Genomic DNA, 25,282 nt, shown 5'->3' on the forward strand with positions numbered 1-25,282 from the left:
CGCATCGGGCAGCACGGCGATTGTTCGCCCTGAAAGAGCTTGAACCTCTCCGCGAGATCGTGCGGCCACCCAGAAGGCCCCAACCAGGCAGGAAACGCGGGCGACCGAGAAAAAGCGAAAGTCAGGAGACCAATCCTCTAGAGGAGGACGTGGACATCCGGCCCCTAGGACCAGTGCCCACGTTTGCACCCATAAATTATGAGGATCTGGAGCATGCAATAGATAACGCAGAACGCATCATACGCCGTTATCGCGCTGATTAGGCACAGAGTGTTCTATCCAATCTGAGGGCCTCGCGATTTTAGCCCATTTGATTGCGGGGCAGTTCCTTCTGACGCAGACAGTTTCTGACTGGCCCGAGCAAACCAGGAAGAAGATGAGTGTGCCTGTTCAGCTTTTATCCCCTGCGCTGCACGCTGATCCTCACGCAGATCAAAACTGCGAACGGCTGCCCGACCGATGGCATAGATGGCGTCACGCGCCGATCCGTCCCGTCCGGGTAGAACGATCAGTTTTTCAATGCCGGTCTTTTGGGCCTGATCAATATGACGCAGAACTGTGCCAACCTGTGTATCACTCTCAAGAGCTTTCAGTTCTTCCCGTAAGCCCCTCAGTTCTTTCAACGTGATGCTGTCAGCTCGGCCTGCATCAAGTGTTCTGGTGGCCCCCTCAATCCGGGACTGTATTTCATGGCGTGCTGGATCACGCAGCGAGAGAGTTTCACGGCGCGCCTGGTCAGGCGTCATGGTACGACCAGACTTAAACAATGAGGCGATGGCATGCGTCATGAGACGCTCGTCATTGACTGCCGCCTGGCTGCTTGCCCTGTTCCATTGGTCGTGATCCAGTTGGCTAAGATCAAAGGTATGCCCCGCATTTCTGGCAAGGTGGGCAAGATGCAACAACGTGACCTGCTGGTTCCCATGCCGGAAGGGCAGGATTTTATCCAAAGAGGCAATATGCGTGGCTGCTGCCCGTACAAAACGATCGGATGACAGATCCTGCAGACCATTATTCGCATTCAGGTTTTGGAAAACAGCATTAACGGATTGATGAATACTCTGTGGGTGAAGACCTTTCCGGCCGTCAACTGACAGGTTGCATGTCCGGTATTGTCCTGCCCAATCGTAGACGTCCTGAAACAGATGATGATGCAGATTCTTCAATGCAGATGGTGAGTTGGTTGCGGTCGGCATGGTGATCGCCCGGCTCAGATAACGGGTTGTTTCAAAAATGCGCAGGCGATCTGCGTTCTGATAGCCCTTCTTGTTCACGAGAACATCGGTGTCTGGATAGAGATAGGGGTCAGTGACAGGCATCATTCATCTCCTTCCATTGGACGGATCGGTTCATCCAGTTCCTCATGAAGGCGTTCAAGATAATCCATGAGAATTTCAGCCGGCACACGCGCCTCAATCAGTAATGTTGTGATGGAGCAAATTTCAGCCATCAGGTTACGTTCTGGCCTGTCATGTTCGGTCATGGCGCTCATCGCATCCTGAATCAGCACCTTGTAGAAAGACGTCATCTCCGGAGATACGGGCTCAAACGTCAGTTTGGCCAATTCCTCTCGATAACGCTCGACCCGTGGAAAGCACGTTGGTTCATTCATGTTGCCCTCAGTCCTCCCGGTTGTGCCGAGCGAATGGGGATACGTATCCCTTATCGTCTGCATCGTATGATCTCCTACAATCAGGAGTCAGCCAGACAATTATGCGACCAGAAAGCATTTCCGATTTCCACTTACCCGAGACCCGCTCCCGTGATTACTGCACTGTAGTCGGTCCGCGTTTCAGCTTTTCCGCCAGCCCATAAAGGGTGCGATCCAGTGCGAGTTGTCCCGCAAGAAACCGTGCGATCATGGCGCGCAACAGGCCTCCTGGTGAGCGCACTTCACCTGCGTCTGTCCGTGCAGCAATTGCCGCAATCACCACGGCATTCGGGTAATCCCCAAAAACCGCCTGCCCTTGGGCCCAGGCATGTCGGGATATTCCAAGCTGCTCGCACGCAAAGAGTGCGGCCTGAATGATTTCGGTTTCTGCCGGTCTGTCGGAACTGCAATATTGCCGGAAAATCGGGGCGATATGCAGGACAAAAGATGGCTTAGCCCGGAAACCACGAAGCGGATCTGTAACAGCCGAGGGGACAGGTTGGGTTTGAGCGGCACGGGAGGACGAGGACGACCGACTACGCGAAGCTTCATTGCAATTTTCGGCGAAGCCGGCCGCTTTTACAGTAGCTTTAGCTAAATTGGTTGAGTTTGTATTAGTATAATGGGGGCACTTTCCACAGATAAAGGAACTGAATCAGAGGTGTCTGAAGAGACGGTCATCTCCTTGGCAAAGGCGATCTTCCGCTCAACCTGCTCATAAATCTGACGAAGTTCCTGACAGATGGGGTCAAGCCATTTCGGATCACGTTCACTCCCCCGCTGACTGACCAGAGCAGAGGTACGGGCAAGTATCTGTTTTCCGTCTTTCACCGTGACCCCTGCTTCTTCTGCGGTTTGAAACAGGGCGTAGATGGTGCGGGAGAGTGTTGTAACCTCCCGATGGAGGCGACGACCTTCCTGTTGGCGCCAAAGAGCCGTTTCAGCCGCACGTTTGAGATCATCAAATCGGCGGGCAAGCGGAGAAAGATCAAAACCGTAGGCCTGCTGGCTTCGCGGAGTAAAAGGGTTGGAACGACGGTAACGCTGTCCGTTGGGACTATCCCGGTGAAGGAGCCACCCTGCTTCGGCCAGCTCGCGCAACAGGTTTTTAACGCGGGTTCGCCCTAGATCAAAGCGTTGCTGGATATCCAGATTGGATGCGGTGGAGACCGGCAGGATATCGTCTTCACCCGACCAGTCGGCTGGTTGGGTGAATGCAATCAGATAACAGAGCAGTTCCGTCTGCTGGCATGTCAGGCCGAGAATCGACCGCCCCTGGCGTAGATAGCGATAGAGGTCGCTCATTTCCACGGCCTGGAGAGGCAGAGCCTCAGCTGTTGTTCGCGCCGCGACCATGGCAGGCGTGATTTTCCTTATGCCCGCAGAGCGGGAATAACCTTCTGATAACATTATTCTTTTTGTCCGACGAATGGGAATACCTCCCCCATTGCGATGCTGACCCGCAGGACAAACGCCCCCTGTGGCAAGAAAAAGCTTGCAATTTTGCGGGATATGTCGGAGAAAAACTGTCGCCAAACTATTTTTCTTCCGACATCCCCCTCAGGGAATGTATTTTGTGTCTGCAGGCCTCGCGAAAGCGGGGCCTCAGTCGTTTTGGGGGGAAACTATGTCATGGCTCTCTCTTCCTTCTCGCTCTTACCGACGGATCACGCCGCACTTGGGGCATGGCCATCGTCATTCTTGGGTCTCTCAACGCTCCGTATCTTCCTTTCATAGGAAAATGCGATGCGAACGAGTGTCTCTGGTTGGCGCTCCTGAAACGTGCTCGTCATGCGACAGAATGCACACTCATGATGCGACCAACCACAAGGGCTTAAATGCTTGAGACTGATTCCACAATGAACGACCCTATTATTTCTGCAAAAACAGGCGTTTAAGCTGCCTAAGAAGGTCATGTTGTCCCATGGGAAACGAGTCGAATTAGGACATCTTACTTAGTCATTTAAGCTTGTCATCTTCTCGCTCTGAAATCCTATGATCTCCATATTATCCTCGCCTGATATGCCTTGGAAATGGCGGTTTTTCCGCTTGTTGTCTGCCGAATGCCTTCTCCTTATTTTGTAGGTTTGGCCGCCTTTTCGATCCGATTAAGCGGTATCAGGGGGGCAGGTTGCTATGTCTTGCGAAATAGACAGCAGGCACCAGCCAGGTTGCGTTCTTACATTCCAAGCGCACGCCGATAGATATCCAGCAGTGTTTCCTGCTCTTCTATCTCTGCAGGTTCCTGCTTGCGCAAGCGAATGATCTGTTTGATGGTTCGGACATCAAACCCGGCCGATTTGGCTTCAGTGAAAATATCCTTGATGTCCGAGGCGAGCGCTTTGCGCTCTTCTTCGAGACGTTCGACCCTCTCAATAATCGAGCGCAAGCGATCAGCGGCAATACCACCGACCTGAGCCTCTGTTTCAGTTTCTTGAGTTTCAATCGTAGCGAGCATGATGCCTCCTTCAAAAGCCTAGGTCGAAAATGCTGAGTGATGATGCGACCGAACAGGCCTGAATGATGACTTTAACAAGGCGTCATGCGACCAAAATGACACATAGCCAAGATTGAGGAACATTTGTTCTTCACGGATGCGTGTACAGGGGTTTCTCCCGGTTCCGTGAAATGGTTTATTTGAAGACACAGTCAGTAACTATCCGTAATAACTTAACAAACAAGGAAATACGGAAATAGAGGTGGTCAGCAACCTCTGGTGGCATAAAGGGATTATTTGAATGCACGAGGAATTCTATCGGGGTTTTTCTTCCCTTGCATTGCTGGCAAAAGAAGATTTGCCGATATGTGTTCGAGAGGCAATTGTTTTTTGGGAGAAACATATTTGCCGCGTTATCCCTGATTGCCCGCATCCCATATTAAGATCGTCACTCGTGTTAACTTTGTCTTTTCCAAGAGAGCAATGGGTTCATCTTATTGAGGCGATTAAATGGTACAGACGCACTGCAACACCATCAGAGCGACGTCTTATTAGCCGTTTTTTGAAAAACGTAAGGCCCTTTCTTCCAGAGGCAACCCCAGAACCACTCCATTGGGTACCGCCAGCATCTTTGACAAATTGCAGAAGCAACAAAAAAAAACATTCTGTCGCATCCTGACCCGATAAATTTTCTCCCAACATTATGTAGGGAGAAAACCGTGTTACGTTTTTATCCGCTGGCCCTTACCCTTATCCTGCTCGCACCGACGGTCACTCAGGCTCAACAATGCTCTATCGCTAGTAACGGAACATCATCCACTCCCTCTCCATCCTTACCACCTGAGCGCCGGTCAAACCCTTCTGACTCATACGATGCTCTGAATCGTCTGACTGGTTCTGGTGCTCATCTCGCAAGCCAAGGTCAGTTTCATGGCTTTGAAACTGGCGCCGCCTATACCCCAGATCGCGTGTTTGTCTATTTCTTGCCTAAAGATCATCGTGGAGTGCTTGGTGGAACAGCAATCCCCGTTCCCTATGACACTCTGCGTTCGCTTTCTGGTAAACGCGCAACTGATCTTGCCCCGTGGCATGGTATTCGAGGGATGTTTTTGCAAAATGGTTCCCATTTTCAGGTAATCTACGCAACGCCAGATGGACAAGCCGCGGTGTCAGGATCTCTTTGGGACGCATCTGGTCGAGATGTCACCCGCCAGCAAATCCAGCATATTCCTGGAGCTGTTCCATCTGTTCGGATGGATGGTGCCCAGATCACAAAAACTGTTCTGGCATCTCTGCATGGTGGGACGGTAGGATCTTTTTCTGCGCCGTCGGCCGTCATGCTGATAGATCCGCAGTGCATGTATTCCATCAAGGCGGCTCAAAATCTGATGCCGCTTGTACAAGCTGGAAAACTTCGCCTGAAAGTGGTTCCGCTTTCAGTCCTGGATTACGAAGATCGCGGAGAAAGCACGCGCAATGCTCAAGCCATGTTATCATATCCTGAAACAGATATGGTGCGGGCATGGCTTGGGGGACACCTTCATGAACGGGCCGACACACCAGCCTCTAACGCTGCCAGTCAACTCGCAGAGAATGGAACGTTTGCTAAAAGCATTGCACTCAAGGGCACGCCGACGTTCCTCTGGATCCGCACAGACGGTTCATTGGGAAGGTTAGAGGGAAATCCGACCGATGTGTCTTCTTTTCTGGGGGAGTTGGCGCGATGAGCGAACACGACAATTCTTCCCAAGCCTCTCAGAAAAAAGGCGTCATAAAAACGACGGCCAAACTGGCAAAGCACGTGACAGGCTCGCCAAGTGACGCCGTAGGTTGGCGTCAAATTAGCGGGAATTTTAATGTCATCCGTCTGCTCTGGACCATCCTTAAACTCTCAGCAAAGCTTGAGCCACATAAGGATGAGGGTAAAGTGCCAAATCCACCTTCCTTACAAGACGATGATCATGAACTCATCGAAGACGCACGCAATGACATTGTTGGAAAGAAGCCATTGCCTGCCATTCGGAGTGCTATTCCCTATCGTTATCTGACAGATGATGATTTGTATAATGTGATCAGAAAATGCCAGCGTGAGACTTTTTTCCGCGCTTTATGTGCGGGTCTTCTGACCATTGTCTTGTTTATAATGTGGTCAACAGAAATGATATTCTTTCCCTGGACAAGCAGCCGCCTGCTTTCATCCGTGGCATTTCTGCCTTTTCTGGCTCTTCTGGGTTCCGTATCTTTATGGAACTGCTCTGTAAACTGGCAGCTTAGGACACGCCAGATCGCGACTTTCCGAGAATTTCTGGACAGAGCGGATAGCCTGCTTCCCCGCCTCCCCTAAAGATTGGGCCGCCCAATAAAAGGCGACCCATTCGTTATTTCACCAAGTGCCGGGAGGCGCGTTCTGATCCCCGCCACTCGCTCCCGTTGCCCACGGTGAATGCTCATAATCTTCACGACCCGTATCGTTGCGTGAGTCTGTGGGTTTTACGATGGTACCCTCACGATTGTAGACGGGGGGTGCCCATATGGCTCGCGCAGAACCATAAGCTCCATTGGGTTCATAATACAGATTGTGCAGGCGAGGTGGTTTCGGTCCATGAGCATGGGACGCTGACTCAACATTACCCCCATCGCAGGCTGACAAAGCCAACATGAGGGCGAGCGGAAGATAAAAGAAAGGCCGCATTGTCATCTCCATTGTGATGGATCAAACAATGCGGCCGCATCATGCGATCAAAAACGTTTATGTCGAAGACGTTTCCGTCGTGCCGGTTTGTTTGCAAAGCTTGGCGTGACGCATCGTCAAATCGAACAGGCGATCATCAAGCATGACGGCATGGGCCTTTTCAGCTTCCAGGCGTCTCTGTAGTTCCGCATTGGCTTCGTTGGCCGTTGCCAACTGCTCTTCAAGAGCGGCAGATTTCTCACGTTCTGTAGCAAGCTCAGCTTTAAGAGTATCTAGCTTTTTATCGAGAAATTTTGCAACTTCCTCCCCTCGAAGGGCGAGCTTTAAAACACGATTATAGTCTTCATTGGCTGCAGAACGCCCACGATTCCGCAGAATGGCAACCTGCTGCTGAAAGGCGGCAGATGATTCTGCCGAAATTTGCCCTAGCATAAATGCGCCAAATGATCCGAGGCCGCTTTCAGACATCTCAGCCCTTCCTCTCTTATGTCGAGTTCTTTTTCATAGTTGTATCTAAACTTCCTCCTATTTTATTCTCAATCGTTTTTTGTGGCTGACCATCGTTACCAACACCAAGATTTCTATCGGGTGCCAAAGATTGCTGCATTTTCTGCATTGCTCCAGCCATGCCTACTGCTGCAACATCTCGACTAAACGCATCGATATCAATCCGTTCTCCACCGCCGAAACCAAGTATCTGCGGGACACGGTTTGGCACAATCGCAATCAACCTGAACGATGCAAGTGCGAGAATCATATGGAGCAACACAAACATCCATACCAGAAGCAACATGCCCAGAAAATTGCTGACCAGCCAACCATGTGAAAGAGCAAATCCGGCCGCGACCCCAAATGTCTGGTGCACAAGCCAAGACATTGCATCAAACACGAAATACCCGAAAAAAAGACCAAACAGCATGAGTGTTGGCCGAAACAACACGTCAAACAATAACGCATAACCCTGCCGGGCGTTGCCATGCAGCCCTTCACCATTCAGCGTCATATGCGCAAGCATCCATAGAGGTGCTGCCACAACCGCCTCACAGACAAGGATCAACCAGCTGGCGATACCTGCCATCCACATGACATACGGGACCATGGGAAGAACAAACGCGATGGTAAGTCCTGGCACGAGCATGGCCATACATCCTGCCATGATCGGTGTAGAGAAAAATTGCATCGCCATATGGCCAAGCCCAGCCGCAACGGTCCCTTCGGGCTGACCTGCCAGCAAGGAAAGAATACCCGTACTGATCGTTCCAGAATTTGAAGACAGAACTGACGCTGTGCCCATGGTCGTGACAGAAAGAGTAATAAGCCAGTGCCCAAGAGACATAAGGTTTCCAAAGGGATCAATCCAATATCCCCCTGTGCCAGAAGGTTCCATAAACCCGACCAGCATTTGCAACGCATAATCGTTGAGGTGCAAGGCACGAAAGAGTTGTGTCACAACACTGGACCCATCGCCACCGGGCATGGCGCCTGAATAGAGGTCACCATTCCCACCCGGCGCGCTCATGCCATCAGTCGTTGCAACCATGGCGTCAATATTGCCTAGAAAGGTATGCGCTGACTGGATGAGAGGAGCGACATCCGACGCAAGAGCAGAACCAATACCACTGTAACTCGGCGTTGTGACGTTAGGGGTGGCAGTCATCAGAGAGAGCGTCTGCCCGTTCAGTCGGGCAAATTCGAGATAATACGCGCCAGCACCAGACCAGCCGAGGCTATCCAGACGGTTGGTGGTATTTGTTGCATCTCCGTTTGTGCCGAGACCCCATTGGTTTAAGGTTGTTGATCGATCACTGACAGCCTTTTCGAGTTGGGAGCGCATCTGAGCCGCCTGTTCGGTCAGTCTGGACGTGTAGTCATTTGTCGCCGTCGTCACAACTTGCAGTAGAGGCGCAAGATCCTGTGTCTTCTTTGACATCCAGAAATTTCGGGCAACAGTCTCCACGGGCCCCCGGATGTCGGATGCCAGCACTGCATCAAGCACATTTTTCTGCATTGTAGCCGTATCGACAGACACGCCGGCCAGGTTGGTTTTGCCCATTGCGGGCGTTTCCAGATTGATTGCGCCACAAGTCGGTGTGCCATCCCCCAATGTCATGTTGTAGGCATAGTTCACCACCAGACCTATGGATTGTCCTGAAATGCCCTGTACCGTTCGCCCGACTGGCACAGGAATCAGATTGGGGTTATTTGAAGCGACATTTAACAGGGACCGACAGAATTCATCCTTCACCAGGTTGAGAACAATTCCTTTGGTTCCCGGTACGATCGGTGTCGCAATGGCTTTACCATCCGGACCAATGGCCTTTACCGCGTAATGATAGATAGTCTTTGCCATCCCGATGCCCCAAAGCGAGCCTTGGACAACAACAGCCTGCCCACCGTTGAAGCCGGATATCGTGGGAAACATCATCAGTGCCGCCAGACCGATCTTGACGATCGACATCTGGGACTGATTATCACCAAGCAGCTTGGCTGTCTCGGCACCACGAAAATTGGTATTGAACCACAGATAAGTCACCCAACCAGCAGCAATCACCCCGGCAAAAGCGGACAGCCAGGCCAGCATGGTGCCAATAACCGTATTTTCGGACCCTATGGAGGAATCTCCTGACGAAAACACGGGAAAGATCGAGCGAACCACAACCGCAGTCCAATCATCTCCAGGATCAAGCAGATCCCACGTCACGGTATGAGAACCGGAAGCATCAGATGATGAGTCTGACATCGTGCTTTGGGTAGTGCCTCCAGTTACTGATCCAGACTGCGCCATCGCGGACGGAACATATATCGCTAACCCCAGCACCATGAGCACCGATGCCAGAAATCCTCTAAGTGTCATGGCCGTTGCTCCCTCAGCCCGGTGACATTGTCGGGCCGCTGGACGGTGCGGCGCGAAAGAGACGTGCGAGGGTTTCAACGGCTTTTTTTACCAACTCTTTGGTCTTTTCCCCGAGCTCCTCCACCATGGACGTCCCAGCTTTGCTTCCTGGGAGGCTTTCGGCCTCCTTACCGATCTGTGCATCTATCTGTGCAAAGCGTTGCTCCACCCGCGTTGTCGTGCTCATGGTTTCACCGACCTTCTGGGCCGCTTCCCGTCCCTTCCCGTAGGCATCAAGTTTACTGGCCGCATTTTCAAGGTTGCTGGCGAATGCCTGATTATTCTGTTTTTCAGCCTCAAACTGACCATGCAGAGACGCATATTTTCCACCGGGTTTCATTTCGGATAGCACTGCTGACATTCCGCCCGGGTCACTGGCAGCGGCCTCTGAAATTGCAGCAAGAATACTTGATCCTGGCCCCTGTCGAAGAGCTTGCATGGCCTCAATTGCTTCAGAACCTAGATGGGCGGTATGGTCCATGTCCTTCTCTGCTCGGGCGGCATCATGCCTTTGGCTTTTCTCTCTCGCCCTATCGAGCCAGCCGGGAGATACTGAACTGGGCTCTGCTTCAAGTTTTGTCGCCAAGGCACCGGCCAAACGAGAGAAGCCGCCGACAAGCGCAGCACCCATGCTCATCTTCTGAACAACCTGAGCGTCAGGATCCTTTTGTGCTTCCGGTTCTTTATCAACCGTGTTCTGTTCTTTATCAGTCCCTACAGGCTCTTTCGTGGTTGGTTCGGCATTCTGAGGACCTGCTCGGCCCTCTTCCTTCTGTGGTGTGGTCTGATCTGCAGATGGTTTGTTTTCTTCCGCGTGCCCGCCTCCCGGAGAAGGATGTAGACCAGGCCTGTTCTCATCTGTCGATTGTGGCCCGGATTCGTTTTGCACGTCATTAACAATCGACTTTGTGCCTATAGCCCGGTTCAGCTTATCAATTGAGAATAGTACATCGGGATGCTCTGGATCTGCTGTTCCAGACGATATGTGATCAACAACATCTCTAATTTGATCCACAAGACGTTGATCAGTCAGGTTTGCAGTTTTAGCAATCAGCTTCTGGACATCCTTGGATTGCACATCGGGAGCAGATGTTGCCAGTTCTGCCATTTCGGTTGCCAAAGGGTGCGTATCAGGAAGAACGGGGCCAGCTACCCGCGAAAAATCCTGGACTGCGTAGGCAATCTCTGTCCGAAGAAATAGATCATCTTCAGGCGCTCTCGATGCCCGTTCCTTCAGGCGCTCAAAGCGCTGAACAATATCCGGGGCATGTTCTCGCACCACATCTTTCGTGCGATCAAGATAATCCATGACATTTGCCAGATCGGCAGTCTGGGTAAGGGTTTCTGACATAGTGGCCTCTTGGTTCAAGGATTGATGGTTGGAGACGGCATCTTGTTCGAGGCATGCTGCAAACGTGCTTCCTCGTTCTGGGCGATACCTGTCGCCCCTATGGATGCCTGGTAGAGTCCAAGGCGATAATTCTGCATGGCGAGATAGTTTGACTGAGCCAGTTCCGTCGCAATTTCCCGCAGGGTGCTGGCCGTTGGCATTGCCTGAAGGGCTGCATTCCAACTGACGCTTGAAACGCGACGATTGACCTCAAGGCTCATGGCCTGCAGCCACGATGCGCGATCGAGCGGTTGCAGACCCTCAGCCTGCATTTCCTTTTTTTGCTCGGACGTGAGGGAGACGGAAGGCGTTTCCAATGACGTTATGAACGCCATGACAAACCTCGCCAGTGACATACGCGCATTGTATGACCGGCGCTGGAGCATCTGCTCACGCCCCATGGTGCTGCTTGCTTGCTCGCCGCGGATCGCTGCAGGAGCAACCGGCTGGATGAGTGTCGTCGAATAGTCATTGGCGGCATCCACACCACCCTCATCAGAAAGGGTATCGGCGATGAACAGGGTGCTGGCACGCTGGTCAGCATTGGGCAGGCGGGAGACAGCGCTACATAGTCCTGCGTCAACATCTTCCTGGGAACAATACCGTCTCAAATGAAAGTTGGTGTTTGCGTCCACCCCCTGAGCCCGCCCGTAATATGAGGGCGTACCTTTGCCAGCTTCTCCGCGTGGTTCGACAATTGTGGTAATCGCTCCCAATGCAGATCGTGAGGCTTTCGCAGCCGCCATCGTAGCCTGCTGACTGTCCAGACCACCGCAAAATTCCGGGGACATCATGTGCTCGTCGCGAATACCGGTTTCCTGCTGACGCCGAAGAAATGCCGCCATTGCTGTATTTTGTGCATCCGCTATCCGACTTTGTGCCGCAACCTGTCCCTTGGCGTAATTTGCTTCTTGGGTGGCGGCATCGCGGATCATGGATGACACCGAGTTTGGGTTCGTCATGTCGTTGAGGCTATTGGTGATGTTTTCCCCGACCTTATCCATCTGCTTGCCCATAAAAGACTGCAGAGCATGAATGGCCCCGACAACAGCAGCCTCACCCATGAAGCCATAAGCGCGTTGAGGCTGGATGCTGACAGTCAAGAGGCAAACCCCTGCAGCAAGCAGTGCAGTGCGCGTAATTCGCCTGTTTTGCTTCGACATCAGAACACCCCATCCATAGCGCTATCTGCGCTGTATCCCGACGGAAGAAGCGGGTTGCTTTCCACATAAAGACCGCCAGATCCTCCAGTAGTCTCAAACCCGCCAGAGGCTAAAGGCGGTCCGCCGCCGCCAAAATTCAGAGACGGGCACATGGTGCCGCTCCCGACATTTCCGAACCCAAGCCCCAGATTGATACCTGACAGGCTCAGGCTGCATTGTGTGCCTCCCATGGCATTCCCCCACGCACTCTGGGCTGCCTGACAGATCTGGGAACCCAACTGGCTTTCAAGGTTCTGGATCAGGGACATTGGGTCCAGGCCGCTTGTGATGACGTTCAAACCCTGCCCATGAAGGAAACCATCAAGGCAGGAGAGAGGACCAATACTATCTGGCTGTTTTTCGTAAGCATCATTGGCCTGTACACGCTGGTTGATTGCATTTGCGGCCGCCTGAGTTAACTCGGCGCATCCGACACTTCCCTGCTCGGTCTGTTGAGCAAACGCAGGGGTAGCCAACAGTCCCAGACAAAGGACCATAGGAAAGCATAAAGACCTTGCTTTCATGGGATTATCTTTGCGTGAGAGGGAATAAGATTGGCCAAAGTCTGCAAGCGTTCAGGAGCAAGCAGTCGCACGAGTGTTTCAACACGGGCACGGCCAAATACGCCTCTGGTAAACTGGGATTCAGGCGTCAATAAACCAGAGAGACTGCCATGTGGACCGGCAAGTTCATCCAGCGCCTGACGAAGTTCATTCCAGTATTCGGGTGGGACAACATCCAGTGTCTTGCCCCATAATGTCCGGATATCTGGTTGCTGCAGGCGCTGCAGAGTATAATCACGTCCTTGTTGCGCGATATCCCTTGCCAGATTCTCGATTGCCATCAGCACATCGCCGTGCTGAGTTTGGTCGCGTTGGGTCTTCTGTAATGACGCTTGTGCCATGATCTGCCTCCTGAATGAGGCCAGCGTCACCGTTCATCATGCGACGAAACAGTTTTTTTTGTGATAATCCTGACTGAGTTATGGCCAACATCGATGGAGTATCCGAGTTGCGCAACTGTCGCGGCCAGCACCCGGTTCCATGTGTCTCCGCCTGCCCAACTAACCAGTCGGGTCGTATCAATATCCCCTCCAAAACTCACGCGCACACCAGATGGGACAATCTGACGAACGGCAAAGCCTAGAGGCACCTCATTTCCAAAGCCGCTGACACGACGAAAATGACTACGATGAGACTTAATTTCCCCGGTTCCAGTTTCGGCTAAGGGCTTTTCAACAGTCTCTTCAGTCGGTTGATCACGGTTTGATGGAATAGAATGGACTTGCTCGTCCTTATTTTTCGATTGATTTGGCTGCACCAGCTGGAATGCAGCGTTATGGAACATCGAATGACGGGGATTATTTGGTGTCGTTACGCTGATCGCAAGACAGATAGCAGGGATAATCATAGGTTTCTCTCCTTCGAAACCATATGAAAATCGTTAAGATGCGACCAGAAACTGTATGACGACGAATTAACCATCAATATATACATATTGACTGGTATTGACTGACATGGAGTTTAACGAACGAAAGGACGTTACGCATTACTAGAAAGCACCATGAGCGTGGTGTTTTGTTCCCGATCTTATGGCGGTCGGGACGCCTGCCGAGAAAGAGTTATGGAATGTCTAAGAAACCGAAAGAGACGCAGGCCAACACGAAACTGTTTAAAGATGGGCTTTTGTACCGAAACATCAGCGCAACTTTAACTGAACAGTGCAAACGTATTGGTATAACCCCCACGACCCTGTCGAAATTATCTGGTATCCATACAAGTACAATCAAGTATTTCAGGACAAGTCAGAAAACTGGCAAACCATTTTCCGTTGGCACTTTTTTCGGACTTGCAAAAGCATTACAACTTGATTTCGACCATGTGCTGCCCCCGCATGGTGGAGCATTGGAACCGTTTCCTCCCCCTTTGACACAAGAAGATGTTGATTCGCTTGCAGTAGCCGCTAAAGCATTAGAGACGTCCAAGCCCGACCTGCTGAGATTAATGAAAACATTGTCGGAGATGGGAAAGCCAACGAATCCAGCTATTGAAGAAACGGCTGCCGTTTTTGCTGCAGAATCAGGGTTTAAAGTACCGGGATCGCTTGAAATTCTCATCATGATTGGCCGACGTGTCCGGAGCCTTAGAATAGTTAGAGGATTGGGAAGATCTGAACTGAGAGGTATTTCCGGCGTACCATTTTCTTCGATTTTTGCTATTGAAGCAGGTCTACAAAACCCTTCAATGCAAACGTTATATCAACTCGCGGAAGCATTACAGGCACCGATTTCGTTCTTCTTCAAAACAGACCCAGAAACTGAAAAAGACCAAATTGATCTTGAGCGGCGAGCTGCGTCCATAATTGCGTGTGGTCAGATTAGCTCTGTTAACGAGATGCTTTCGACAGTGGAATATTTATTTCGCACAGCGTCAGGTACATCTCCATTTGAATCATCATGATGTCGTTGGGCTGTTATAGATTCTGCCAGTGTTTACAAGTCACTGGCAGAATTCTTATCTGGAAACAATTAGTATTCAGGATAGATCTGTACTCTCTCGGGTGATCTTTAGAGTTTTTTGTGCATCCATTTCAATCATGGGCTGGCTATAGGCTGGACCACAACGTAGTCCTTTCAGGATGATTGCCGTTGTCCTCACGACTATGAATAATTAATTACGAGCCATAACAATCACGTTTATGTGCGTTCACACGATCTCCTATCGTGTTTTTATATCCCCAAAAGTGGCCCTTACTTTTTGTCTGCAACGATACTCGTCTATGCACAGCAAAATATATTCCCATGAATAAACAACAACTTAATAGAACTATCTCATTTGGATAGTTAACTGCAACGCTCAGCCGCAACGTTGAACGCCAAAGTATATCATCATGATTTTTGCGACCCTGTACACGTTTGCTGTTGTGATAGGATCTTATGACTCCGTTTATATCTGTTGACCTCATAGGCAGCTGCAGTGTTATTTCGTGGTGATCACTCATCAAACGACGGAATAAGGTCATGCTTGATTGCGCTGTCATCACGAGAAAAGATCGATTCTGGATTCCTCAGTCTGTTTCCATTCCGATGATCAGAAAGGTCATGCGTCTGACACGAGATTTTACTCTCACTTCAGAACTGCTTGGGGTCACAATTGAGGAGGCGCAAGCTGCTTATGAAGACTGGGACAAAGCGCCCGTCATGCATGGTTATCGTGTGCCAAATCGGGAAAAGGCTTGGCAACGAGAAGAACTGATTATCCTCGGTCAAATGTGGACTAGAGGCGAACAAGCTGATGAGATCGCAAAAGAACTTAAGCGCTCCCGCTCCAGTGTTTCTGGTAAGCGTCGAGCATTAGGGCTCCCTGCCCGAACACAAGTCTCACGTGAGACAGCAGAAAAACATAAAACAGAATTACGAAACAGCGCTCTCAAGTCTAACAAAAAGACAATACTGACATGGGCACAGGCCAGTGTGCTCACACGCGAAGAGTTACGGGGACGCACTTACCGAGTGCGGTGCTGCAGAAATCTTGTGACAATTACCTGCATGGAACGATCTGATAAGATCCGTTGGAATGAGGCAGCGAATATTGAATGCGCTTATCGTTATTTCGCACTTCAAAGCCATCATGTCATCGCGCAGGATTTCCTCCTGACGTCAGATGCCATTCGCTCACACGCCAGTCTGGAAGAGTGCATTCCTGAATCCCGACGCAAAAAACTTGTTTATTTTATCTATGAAAATGCAATTGAGTATATTACATCTCGTGGAATTTTCCGCCGTCACTGCAGTGTTATGGAAGGGGCACGCTTCTGGACGAACAGTAAACTGCGTCGGCTCAGCCGCCGTGCACGCAAATCACGGCGCTTGCGTGGTCTGGTCGCCGCGTATGATCTTACAGCATAAAAAAATAACGTTGATCTGAAAATAAAAACATCTGGTCGCATCTGAAACCTTCACGTTGTCCTTATCAACTTTTGCAAAGGACAGATCGATGGAAGGTTATAAAGGGGCTGTCAGCGTCTTCCTTGGAGGCGCACGATGAAACGGCAGAAACCAGACGTTCTCCGGCGTTTAAGTGACCCGGATTTTCAGGGGCGTGTTGTCGAGAGATCCCTTTGGGTCAATATTACGTTGTCTGCACTTTTGTGCGTATTTGTGATTCATGATGTTTATATCTGGGCAAATCCGCCACGACCGAAATTCTTTTATGTTGACGGGCAGAACCCGCCACGGCCTGCTGTACCACTGGACAGTCCCATTCTTGGACAGGATCAACTGCTGTCGTGGGTTGTACGTTGGGGTATAGCGCCCTATAACATCAACTATCGCGACTATCCGTCGCAGTTGAATACTTCTGGAGCGCATTACACCATTGATGGATGGAACAGTTTTGCACGTTCATTCATCAAAGCGGGTAATCTTGATAAACTGAAACAGGCAAAACTTCTGTGTTTTGCTCAGCCTACACGTGCGGCAACCATTCGTGACCAGAAGGTTGTGAACGGTCATGTTCACTACGTGGTTCAGTTTCCTTTCATCCAGACTTGTGAAAACGTGAACCAACAAAACACCCAGACGCTCATGGCGACCATGGTCATAGATCGTGTTGACGATATGGACCATCCCGATGGTCTGGCCATCAGCCAACTTGTTGTTGGTCCTATGGGGAATTAAGGCCATGAAAATACTGAAATCCCTCTTTTTCTTTCCGTTTGCCCTTATGTCAGTTGTGGCTCATGCCCAGACGCAACCAACTGGACCCGGTACACAGATGACCGGCATGCCCGATCCTGACCAGATCGCGCGCCAGCAGGCGGAACACGACGCTATCCCTCTGACACCAGAAGAAATTCTCCGCCTGGGCAAACGTCTCAAGGAGGTTGATCGCGCTCAGGAAGCGGTTCAAACAGAAATGGCTTCTCCCAATGTACGCCCGGCCATCCGTGTATCTTTCCAACCCGGTCAACAGACGAGCATTATTTTCACTGCCAAAGGCTACCCTACTGCGCTGTCTTTCGTCGATCGGACGGGCCAGCCATGGCCGATTGCGTGGAATATCGGAAGCATGACAGCCAATGCTACAGGCGGGACCAATTGTGGTGCTTCGGCAAATGGCAATTCTGATAAAAACGGGTCTCCAGCCGTGCAGACATCAGGCTTTTATGTCTGCGTTCCTTACAAAGGGAGCAATACAATCAACATTCAACCGCTCTCACTGCAACCACGTGGCGGTCTGTTGGTAACGCTAAAGGATGCTCCCAAGCCCATCTCTTTCCTCTTGCTGGCAGGAAGAGGATCTTATGATGACAACCTGACCGTCCGCGTTGCCGGTGATGGTCCAAACGCCAAGGTAGAAATTGATACACGTCCCGGTGCTCCAGCAACAGGAGATCCTTATCTCAACGCAATGCTCAGCGGCATTGCACCAGCTGCCGCTGTTCCATTGAGTGTTGAAGGTGTCTCACCAGATGATGTGCGTGCCTGGAAAATTGGCAATGAAATGTATCTGCGCACGAAACTCGTCCTCATGACGCCCGCCTGGGACAGTTCTGAACATGGCGAAGGTGGCTACACCATCTATGCTTTTCATGAAACACCCTATGTCCTTTTATCTGATTCAGGTCGCACCGTATCCGCCAGCATCCGGGAGGCGCAATAATGGCGTTCAAATTCAAACAGATCTTCAGCCGTGCGGGTGAAGGAGGCAACCGTCGGCTGTTCATGATCGGCGGTGTGGTCGGCACATTGGTGATTGGCGTACTCGCTCTGAGTTCCATCCATCATCGAGAGATGCCCCAGTCAAATGCCGGCGTTACTCAGGCAGTCAATCCACTCCCCGGTGGGCTGAACGCGACGCCAAAACAGGAAGAACTACGTAAACAAGACTTAGAGGAAGGCGCAACCACGGCCCAAAATACCGGACAGTCCTACACGCCTGATCTTGCTCCTGGCAAATCAGCCAACCCGCCTGAGCCCGTTCATGAAGTGGGGGAAGTCGGGCAAGACGAAGATCCTTCAATGGCAAAGCGTCTTCCATCCCCGCCTTCTCCACAGGTTGCGGAAATCCCCGCACAACCTCCAGTTCAGACCTCTCCTGCCTATGCTGTTGCACCTGCAGATGGGCAAGGGGGAAACCCCAAAAACAAACTCTATGCTGACGCTATTGCTGATCTACGTAAAACCCTGTCACCTCATATGCCGGTTACGTCCGTCATGTACACACAAGACGAGCTGACCCCCAAAGATGAACCATCGGCAAGATCTAAGGCCAACACATCCAAATCTCCTGAAAATTCACTCTCCCAAGCTGCGAGCAATTCCACTTCCGCCCAGAATAAGATTCTGATTCCAGCCGGTCGGGGCATTTATGCCCATACTGTCACCGCGACAAACAGTGATCTGAACGGGGATGTCATTCTGGAAGCTGATTCCGGACCTATTGCCGGAGACCGAATGATTGCTTCAGTTTCACGTGCGGGAGGTCATATGAATCGCCTTGTCCTCGCCGTGCGTTCCGTGATGCATAAGGGCCAAACCCTCTCGGTGACAGGTATGGTTGTCGCGCCCAAGACAATGGAAGCGGCTGTGGCATCAAGCGTCGATCAACTTTATGTCGAACGCTTTCTGCTTCCCGGAGCAGCAGCATTCGTACAGGGACTTGGATCCGCACTTGAGACCACATCCAACACGGTTGGCTCAATTGGAGGTCTGGGGAACGTCAATTATGTTGAGCGCCTTAATTTTCCTCAACAGTTAGGTGTCGCCGCGGGTCAGGCCGCAAGCCAGATCAACAGTGCCCTGATGCAACAGATGCCAACCCAGCCCAGGGTTAATCTCGCCGCCAATGTCAGTGTTGGTGTCGTGTTTACCGCTAATGTGACAGCTAAACAGTAGCCATGATTTTTTTCAATCCTGTCGCATCATGATCCGTGATCCTGTCCCCAGTTTCAAACACAAAGGACAGGATCATGTCAGCAGAACCCCGTCATTTTGCATTTCCGCAGGATGATACAGGCACAATCCGCCATCTCCGCCCCAATAACCTGGTTCAGGCACCAGAGCAGGTAGAGACATCACCTGAACCAGAGAACCCACCTCAGCCAAAAACGGAAGACGTTGTCGAGAAACAGGGGCTGACAGCAATAGGGGAAAAGCTCTCAGACAAAAGAGTTCTTTTGGCAGGCGGGGCAGCTGGCGCTTTCATCATGCTGCTCACAGGCTGGTGGGCATTCCATTCCACATCTCCCGTCATGCAGCAAGCAGGACAGGAAGTCGGCATGGTGGCTTCCCCACAGTCCCGACCTGTGCCCAAAAAAATACAATCTGCTGCACCTCCCCAGTCACAGGACATCCCCACACCGCAGGCATCAGATAGCATTCAGCACGCGGCTCCATCTGATGACCTCAGCGCAATGCTCGCGGCTGGCCCGCGCCATAAAAGCCCAGAAAATAGCAACCAGGCCTCCCCGTCTGTGCCATCGCCGTCTGGACTGCAGGCCGCGAGAACTCATGCCGACGAGGCGCCTCCTGAGTCTCTGACGCCTCAGACTGCGACTGAGACCGCACGTCATCTGGTTGCCGCTCCCATGAGCCCCAAAGACCAGGTCGATGTGCTGCAGCTTGTAACAATGGAAGCAGCCCTCGTTCAAAACACTCGAACAGAAATTGCCGCCCTGCGGAAGGAATTGCAGCTCGAACGTGATGAGGCACAGAAAGCCCGCGCCGATTTCCTGCGCCGCCTTGCCCTGCTGGAAGCCCGCAAAGCCGTGGCAGATGCCACTGATCTTCCCAATACTGCGCGAGAAGACGCCGCAGATCAGGCCAAATGTGCACTCGCTGCCGCCATGTCTCAACCTGAACGACCACCCTCTCCTTCTTCCGCAGGCCCACTTGCCCACACACAGCAAGCTCAGACACTCCCGGTTGCGCCACGTCCGCCGCATAACTGGATACCGCACTACCGGATTGTTTCTGCCTCTCCGTTATTGGGGATGGTCCAGGACGACAACGCACCCGCAGGAGAACAAAGTCAGCTTGAAGTTGAACCAGGAACCAACCTGAGGGGGTATGGGATAGTGAAATCCATCTATCAGGTTGGCACCAATTGGGTGATCAAGACTGATCATGGTCTGATCAACTGAGGAGAATGACGTGGAAGGGCTCGTCAATTTTCTCAATGATATTGCCATCGGTGCATCGTGGCTTCTCCCCACGGCCTGCTATATCGCAGCATGCTACTGCTTCATTGTCGCCGTATGGGGAATGTGGCAGCAGAGCCAGCCTCAGAATCCTTTCGTTGGCAAACCATGGGCGCCCTACCTGTCTCTTGTCCTCTCAGGTGCCTTTGCAGCCTTCGATCGGATACTGACGAAATCCGCGACATCCGCAAAACTGAATGTTCAGGTCAGCCTGAAATCTGCATCCCCCACGGGATATACAGACGGCACGTCACCGATCGCAGGGGCAGGACCACACGACGCCATCATAGAAATTGTCAAAGATTTCTCGTTGTTTTTCGAAACATTCGGTGCGTGGGTCGCCTTTTTCGCCCTTCTCTCCTGGCAAGGCGCCATGACCGGCAAGAACAACCGAAGCAAGCTGGGTCTTGTTTGTCAGTTTGCTTTGGGAGTGGTTCTTCTCAACCCGGTCAAGGAAGCAAACTGGCTGCTTAGCTACTGGCCAAGCTGACGGAGAAAAGAACCTGTTTTCCGTCGCATGATGAACAGCTTTTCTCAATCGTGGGGATCACCCCAGAGTCATGACAATCGGAGCAAAACAAATGAACGCACTCATTGAAAAACCAACACCGTCCACTCGCACTCTGATCGGTCGCACATCGAGACTGGCAGCCGTCAGTGGCGTGACATTGGCACTGGCAGCCAATCATGCCTTCGCACAGGCGGTGGAGTCATCTGGTGATGGACTGGGCAAGCAGATTCAAAGCATGTCTCAAGAAGGGCTGACAACCGGTGGGACGGTTGCCGCCGCAGTGATGTACGTGCTTGCTTTTGTCTGCTTTATCGCTGGCGTCTGGGCTTTGTGGGAAAGCCGCAACCAGCAGACCCGTACCCCTGGCAAGATTGGCATGGGGATTGCCGGACTGGTTCTTTGCGGTCTGTTTGCAACCGGACCCAAGTGGGTCAACAAAGCTGCCAATACTGCTTCTGGCGGTCAGGCAACAGTCGGCACCCAGGCGCAGGCCTACCAGTTCACTGGCGGTAACTGAGGCACAGGGTCATGACACAGCCGGACTTCTGCCTTTGCGTCCATCCCTTTGTAGGACTTCAGCCCGTAAAGGCAGAAGCTGGCACCACGACTTGCGCATGCTGTGGCCTCCCATTGGGCGGGGCCAGCTTTTCATGGGGCGGTTCAGGCGTGCACGTATGCCATCCCTGCAACCTGTTACAATCCCTGAACCGTCCCTCCATAGATCGGGAGAGCATCCTGATCTGGTGTCCCGAATTCGAGCAAAGACAGATCCTGGCCCTGACAGCTTATGCTCATCTCGCTCTCTATAGGGCATGCGGTAAAAAATTGCGTGAATGGACGCAGATCGTCACAACTCTGGCCATGGGGCGTGAGCCAGGAATGTTATCTCCCGAAGGTATCGCCGCAGCACAAACATTTCGCACCTTGCTGGCAAGGTCGGATGAGACATTCCGGCGTCTGCAGTCCTCAGCACCATCCCACGTCAGTATCGCACTTCAAATGGCAGATACATCCTGTAAAGGGGTGACCCAAGGACTGACTTATCTGAGCCAAAATCTCAGGCTTTTACCGCTGGGTCGTCTCTACGAAGGTGCTGATGACATCTATCCCGATATTTTGGAAGCGCGCTTACGCCTTCTTCCTCAAAACTCCTGACAGGTTCAGATAATGGCAGGCTACATCTCCACCCTTCTTGCAGGCCTCAGCCTCTCACTCCGTCAACCGTTGCAGTCTTTTTGTGACGTTGAAACGACCCACGATGATCATCTGGTTACCAAACGTGGTGAATATATTTCTGTGCTGCGTATTAACGGTTTACGTCGGATGTGCACCCGACAGGAAATTGCCGAGTTGGCAGAGCAACAGCGGATCGAACTCCAGGGTGTGCTTGAAGAAAAAGGACATGCACTGGTCGGATGGTACTTGTCTGACCCTGACACAGCTCTGCAGGAAATTGATCAACTCTGTCTCCGATCCTGCCGTGCCATTGCCGCCAGACAGGGCCTGGATCTTAATGACCTCCTTGGTGAACGAAGCAAGCGTTGGCCAAATGTCATGCGCTCAGAAGTGGCGTATTATGTGCTCTGGACACGCAAGGGTGTATTGAGCCGTGAAGAACGCAAACAGGTTTCCGAAGAACAGGCCGCAACAGCAAAAGCGTTTCCCAATATTGGAGATACCCAACGCTTTGCCCTGCGCAGCGAAATCATGCTGGCACGGCACACCGCAGCTGTGCATCGCATTGAAGGCGCTTTGAATGGTCTGGATATATCCTGCACTCTCATCAACCCGCATGAAGCTCTGCGCATCACGCGTGAAATTGTTTATCGCGAAACAGCAGCTTCAAAGTGGAAGCCCTGCCTGATAGGCGACCGTGTTATGCCACGTCTGCCTGATACCCCTGATGCGGAAGGTCCTCTGCCTGAGGGGGAACTCTGGCCTGCCATCCGTGACCAGATATTCAATGCGGATGCCGATACCATAGGCGGTCAACTGGTCAACATCGGAGATTATTGCTACGCGCCGGTCGATATGGAACTCGGACCTGAAGATCCGCGTCCATTTTCGGAATTGTCAGCGACCCTTGGACGCAAGCGTATCCCGTGGCGCAGTGCGATGATTTTGGAAAGCGGTGGTGGAGCCGCCTTCGCCCTGAAGGAGGTCGGCGCAGGTTTTCTGGCAATGTTACCGGGAAACGAAGATATCCGCCGTTCATTTGCCGCGTTGAGGACAATGCGGGAAAAGAAAAACCACAATTCCGTTCGCCTACGCATGACGACCGCAACATGGGCTCCCATAGGTGAGGATGCCAAATTGCGCCGTCAGGCCTCAGCTTTATCACAGGCGATTGAAGGATGGGGCAACTGTAAGACAACACGGGTTAGTGGCGACCCCTTGGAGGCAGCGATGGGCTCGGTGCCAACACTTTCTCTGGGCAGTACCGCCAATCCCTCACTCGCACCTTTAGGCGAGGCTTTTACCATGATGCCATGGGTGCGAAGCGCATCGCCATGGCAACGGGGGAGTATTCTTTTCCGCAGGCCCGATGGGTCAATCTGGTCTTTCGATCCGACTGGGGGAGGACTGCGAGAGGCAATTGTTGATATCATTGTTGCGCCGCCCGGTGGGGGAAAGACCGTGATGAGCAACACAATCAATCTTGGTCTTGTGTTAAGTTCAGAAGCTCTTTCGGGAAACGGTGCCAAACTGCCGTTCATCGGGAAAGTGGATATTGGCCCCGGCGGTCAGGGTTTTGTCTCACTGCTGCAAGCTGCGCTGGGACAAGAACGCGCTCATGAAGCGGCTTACCTGAAAATGCAGAAAACCCAAGGTTATGAAGTCAACGTCTTTGACCTTCAATTGGGACTTGAATACCCGCTCCCATTGGAGCGCGTGTTCCTTGAAAACTTTATTTCCCTGCTTGCAACTCCGCTGGGCAAGCCCCCCTTTGAAGGGATGGATCATCTTGTACAGGACGTGATTGATGAGGCATACCGCCTGTGCACGGACGTTTCGGGAGGTGAACCCAAACTCTACCGACCCGGAACTGAGCCTATGGTTGATGCTGCCATCCAGCATCATAACCTGACATTGCCACATCACGGTGGAGAAGAGGATCCAACCTGGTGGCGAGATGTCGTTGACGCCTTGATTGACGTTGGCGACTACAGAATGGCCGGGATTGCTCAACGTCATGCCGTGCCAGTCCTGCAGGATCTGCTGCGAGCCGCCAGAACACCCGAAATTTCCAAGCGTTACGAAAAAATCAGGATTGAAACAGGGGAAAGCCTAATTGATGTTTTTGATCGTTATATCATGAATGTCATCAAGAACTTTCCGACATTAGCGGCCCCAACCCAACTCGATCTGGGCGATGCCCGTGTGATCATGATTGATCTAGCAGAAGTTGCTCCCAAAGGCTCAGCGGCAGCCGATCGTCAGACGGCTTTGATGTATATGCTTGCCCGACATCTCATTGCGCGAAACTTTTTCCTTCATCCAGAATATGCCGATGAACCCGTGATGCCCTCCAAAATGCGAGATTATCACCTCGCGCGTTTCACGGAAATGAAGGAGGCGGTCAAACGCCTTGATTACGACGAATGGCATCGTGCTGAATCGGCACCACAAGTTAATGCACAGGCAGTAAGAGACGCACGTGAAGGCCGAAAACACGGCGTCCAGCTTGGGTTTATTTCGCAACGTCCACGAGATTTTTCTGATGATCTTATGGGACAGAGTACGGGGCGTTGGGTGCTTAAAAAGGGCGATGGGAAAGACGCTGAGCAACTGATATCACGATGGGAATTAACCACGGCCAGTGCATGGATCGTCAGAAATGCACTCCCTGGCCCGGGTCGGAATGGCGCTCCCTTCTTTTTGCAGCTCAATGCCGCTGAAGGGATGTATGAAGTTCAGCTAATCAACGTTCTCGGCCCTATTGAGTTGTGGAGTTTTAGTTCCACCCCTGGAGATACAGCACTTAGATCACGATTGTTCAACGCCATAGGCTCCCAAATGGCATTGCGGTATCTCGCTGTAGTATTTCCCGATGGATCCGCGATAGGCGAAATCACGCGACGACGGCATGCTCGCATTAACGAAACAGGTCTGTCGGCAGAAGAAGCAGAGTTAGGCGTGATTGATGATCTCGCCAAGGAAATTCTTGAAGGCCGCAGGATTGCCGTTGGCGTTCACGATAGAGTTCGTTCAATGGATCATGATAACGATATACCTATTGCTGCCGAATAAAAACACTGGCTCTACGGGGATGATTATATCTTTTCCTTAGGGCCTGTTAGCAC

24 protein-coding genes are annotated in these 25,282 nt (G+C 51.8%); 12 read left to right on the forward strand and 12 right to left on the reverse strand.

Translation table 11 applies throughout. The features are described from left to right. Window positions 1-275 precede the first annotated feature (275 nt). The 5 genes from FKW31_RS00010 to FKW31_RS00030 form a co-directional block, all read right to left on the reverse strand. Window positions 276-1,322, reverse strand: a complete 1,047-nt coding sequence (locus FKW31_RS00010; protein WP_087636600.1) for a Fic family protein — start codon at window positions 1,320-1,322, stop codon at window positions 276-278. Then, window positions 1,319-1,612, reverse strand: coding sequence for a hypothetical protein (locus tag FKW31_RS00015; protein WP_087636601.1), 294 nt, complete (start codon window positions 1,610-1,612; stop codon window positions 1,319-1,321). Before FKW31_RS00015 ends, FKW31_RS00010 begins: the two co-directional genes overlap by 4 nt. Window positions 1,613-1,766: 154 nt before the next feature. Further along, the gene (repC, locus tag FKW31_RS16620) at window positions 1,767-2,294 is read right to left on the reverse strand and encodes a replication initiation protein RepC (protein WP_338028356.1); all 528 of its coding nucleotides are present in this window, start codon (window positions 2,292-2,294) and stop codon (window positions 1,767-1,769) included. Further along, complete coding sequence (locus FKW31_RS16235) at window positions 2,246-3,061, reverse strand: helix-turn-helix domain-containing protein (RefSeq protein ID WP_338028355.1); 816 nt, start codon at window positions 3,059-3,061, stop codon at window positions 2,246-2,248. The genes repC and FKW31_RS16235 overlap by 49 nt, the downstream gene beginning before the upstream one ends. A gap of 769 nt (window positions 3,062-3,830) precedes the next feature. Further along, window positions 3,831-4,109, reverse strand: coding sequence for a DUF2312 domain-containing protein (locus FKW31_RS00030; protein WP_019088706.1), 279 nt, complete (start codon window positions 4,107-4,109; stop codon window positions 3,831-3,833). A 698-nt stretch (window positions 4,110-4,807) separates the two neighbouring features. Here FKW31_RS00030 and FKW31_RS00040 point away from each other — a divergent pair. Then, window positions 4,808-5,815 (forward strand): thiol:disulfide interchange protein, encoded by a 1,008-nt coding sequence (locus FKW31_RS00040; protein ID WP_026019309.1) that lies wholly within the window; start codon window positions 4,808-4,810, stop codon window positions 5,813-5,815. Further along, entirely contained in the window at window positions 5,812-6,432 is a 621-nt protein-coding gene (locus tag FKW31_RS00045; RefSeq protein WP_019088703.1) for a hypothetical protein, read from the forward strand. The genes FKW31_RS00040 and FKW31_RS00045 overlap by 4 nt, the downstream gene beginning before the upstream one ends. Window positions 6,433-6,837: 405 nt before the next feature. On the opposite strand, the gene FKW31_RS00055 is transcribed toward FKW31_RS00045, so the two are convergent. Genes FKW31_RS00055 through FKW31_RS16245 form a run of 7 tightly spaced genes read right to left on the reverse strand, consistent with a single transcriptional unit; the run spans window position 6,838 to window position 13,675 of the window. Continuing rightward, the gene (locus FKW31_RS00055; RefSeq protein ID WP_019088702.1) at window positions 6,838-7,248 is read right to left on the reverse strand and encodes a hypothetical protein; all 411 of its coding nucleotides are present in this window, start codon (window positions 7,246-7,248) and stop codon (window positions 6,838-6,840) included. A 16-nt stretch (window positions 7,249-7,264) separates the two neighbouring features. Then, entirely contained in the window at window positions 7,265-9,634 is a 2,370-nt protein-coding gene (locus tag FKW31_RS00060) for a DotA/TraY family protein (RefSeq protein WP_019088701.1), read from the reverse strand. A 13-nt stretch (window positions 9,635-9,647) separates the two neighbouring features. After that, on the reverse strand, window positions 9,648-10,982 hold the full coding sequence (locus FKW31_RS16240) for a hypothetical protein (protein WP_238332689.1): 1,335 nt from the start codon (window positions 10,980-10,982) through the stop codon (window positions 9,648-9,650). A 56-nt stretch (window positions 10,983-11,038) separates the two neighbouring features. Further along, window positions 11,039-12,226, reverse strand: a complete 1,188-nt coding sequence (locus tag FKW31_RS00075) for a hypothetical protein (RefSeq protein ID WP_019088699.1) — start codon at window positions 12,224-12,226, stop codon at window positions 11,039-11,041. Further along, window positions 12,226-12,762 carry a hypothetical protein gene (locus FKW31_RS00080; protein ID WP_150177057.1) on the reverse strand — a complete coding sequence of 179 codons (537 nt, stop codon included), beginning with the start codon at window positions 12,760-12,762 and terminating at the stop codon, window positions 12,226-12,228. The genes FKW31_RS00075 and FKW31_RS00080 overlap by 1 nt, the downstream gene beginning before the upstream one ends. A 23-nt stretch (window positions 12,763-12,785) precedes the next feature. Continuing rightward, complete coding sequence (locus tag FKW31_RS00085) at window positions 12,786-13,169, reverse strand: hypothetical protein (RefSeq protein ID WP_019088697.1); 384 nt, start codon at window positions 13,167-13,169, stop codon at window positions 12,786-12,788. A gap of 26 nt (window positions 13,170-13,195) precedes the next feature. Continuing rightward, on the reverse strand, window positions 13,196-13,675 hold the full coding sequence (locus FKW31_RS16245) for a hypothetical protein (protein WP_019088696.1): 480 nt from the start codon (window positions 13,673-13,675) through the stop codon (window positions 13,196-13,198). Between the two features lie 218 nt (window positions 13,676-13,893). Here FKW31_RS16245 and FKW31_RS00095 point away from each other — a divergent pair, with 218 nt between their 5' ends. The 10 genes from FKW31_RS00095 (at window position 13,894) to FKW31_RS00140 (ending at window position 25,229) form a co-directional block, all read left to right on the forward strand. Further along, window positions 13,894-14,724: a helix-turn-helix domain-containing protein gene (locus FKW31_RS00095; protein ID WP_019088695.1), complete on the forward strand. Its 831-nt coding sequence runs from the start codon at window positions 13,894-13,896 to the stop codon at window positions 14,722-14,724. A gap of 560 nt (window positions 14,725-15,284) precedes the next feature. Further along, the gene (locus FKW31_RS00100) at window positions 15,285-16,172 is read left to right on the forward strand and encodes a hypothetical protein (protein ID WP_150177060.1); all 888 of its coding nucleotides are present in this window, start codon (window positions 15,285-15,287) and stop codon (window positions 16,170-16,172) included. A gap of 135 nt (window positions 16,173-16,307) precedes the next feature. Next, window positions 16,308-16,943 (forward strand): DotI/IcmL/TraM family protein, encoded by a 636-nt coding sequence (locus tag FKW31_RS00105; protein WP_019088693.1) that lies wholly within the window; start codon window positions 16,308-16,310, stop codon window positions 16,941-16,943. 4 nt (window positions 16,944-16,947) lie between these two features. Next, entirely contained in the window at window positions 16,948-17,928 is a 981-nt protein-coding gene (locus tag FKW31_RS00110; RefSeq protein WP_019088692.1) for a DotH/IcmK family type IV secretion protein, read from the forward strand. Then, complete coding sequence (locus tag FKW31_RS00115; RefSeq protein WP_087636603.1) at window positions 17,928-19,163, forward strand: DotG/IcmE/VirB10 family protein; 1,236 nt, start codon at window positions 17,928-17,930, stop codon at window positions 19,161-19,163. The genes FKW31_RS00110 and FKW31_RS00115 overlap by 1 nt, the downstream gene beginning before the upstream one ends. A 74-nt stretch (window positions 19,164-19,237) precedes the next feature. Then, entirely contained in the window at window positions 19,238-20,410 is a 1,173-nt protein-coding gene (locus FKW31_RS00120) for a hypothetical protein (protein ID WP_150177062.1), read from the forward strand. Window positions 20,411-20,420: 10 nt separating this feature from the next. Further along, on the forward strand, window positions 20,421-20,957 hold the full coding sequence (locus FKW31_RS00125) for a hypothetical protein (RefSeq protein WP_019089374.1): 537 nt from the start codon (window positions 20,421-20,423) through the stop codon (window positions 20,955-20,957). A gap of 91 nt (window positions 20,958-21,048) precedes the next feature. Beyond that, entirely contained in the window at window positions 21,049-21,495 is a 447-nt protein-coding gene (locus tag FKW31_RS00130; protein WP_042788886.1) for a hypothetical protein, read from the forward strand. Window positions 21,496-21,506: 11 nt separating this feature from the next. After that, window positions 21,507-22,133, forward strand: a complete 627-nt coding sequence (locus FKW31_RS00135; RefSeq protein WP_019089372.1) for a hypothetical protein — start codon at window positions 21,507-21,509, stop codon at window positions 22,131-22,133. Between the two features lie 12 nt (window positions 22,134-22,145). Further along, entirely contained in the window at window positions 22,146-25,229 is a 3,084-nt protein-coding gene (locus tag FKW31_RS00140; RefSeq protein ID WP_150177064.1) for an ATP-binding protein, read from the forward strand. Window positions 25,230-25,282: the final 53 nt, after the last annotated feature.

It is taken from the genome of Acetobacter sp. DmW_136 (assembly GCF_008690365.1).
In the GTDB taxonomy this organism is placed as follows: domain Bacteria; phylum Pseudomonadota; class Alphaproteobacteria; order Acetobacterales; family Acetobacteraceae; genus Acetobacter; species Acetobacter oryzifermentans.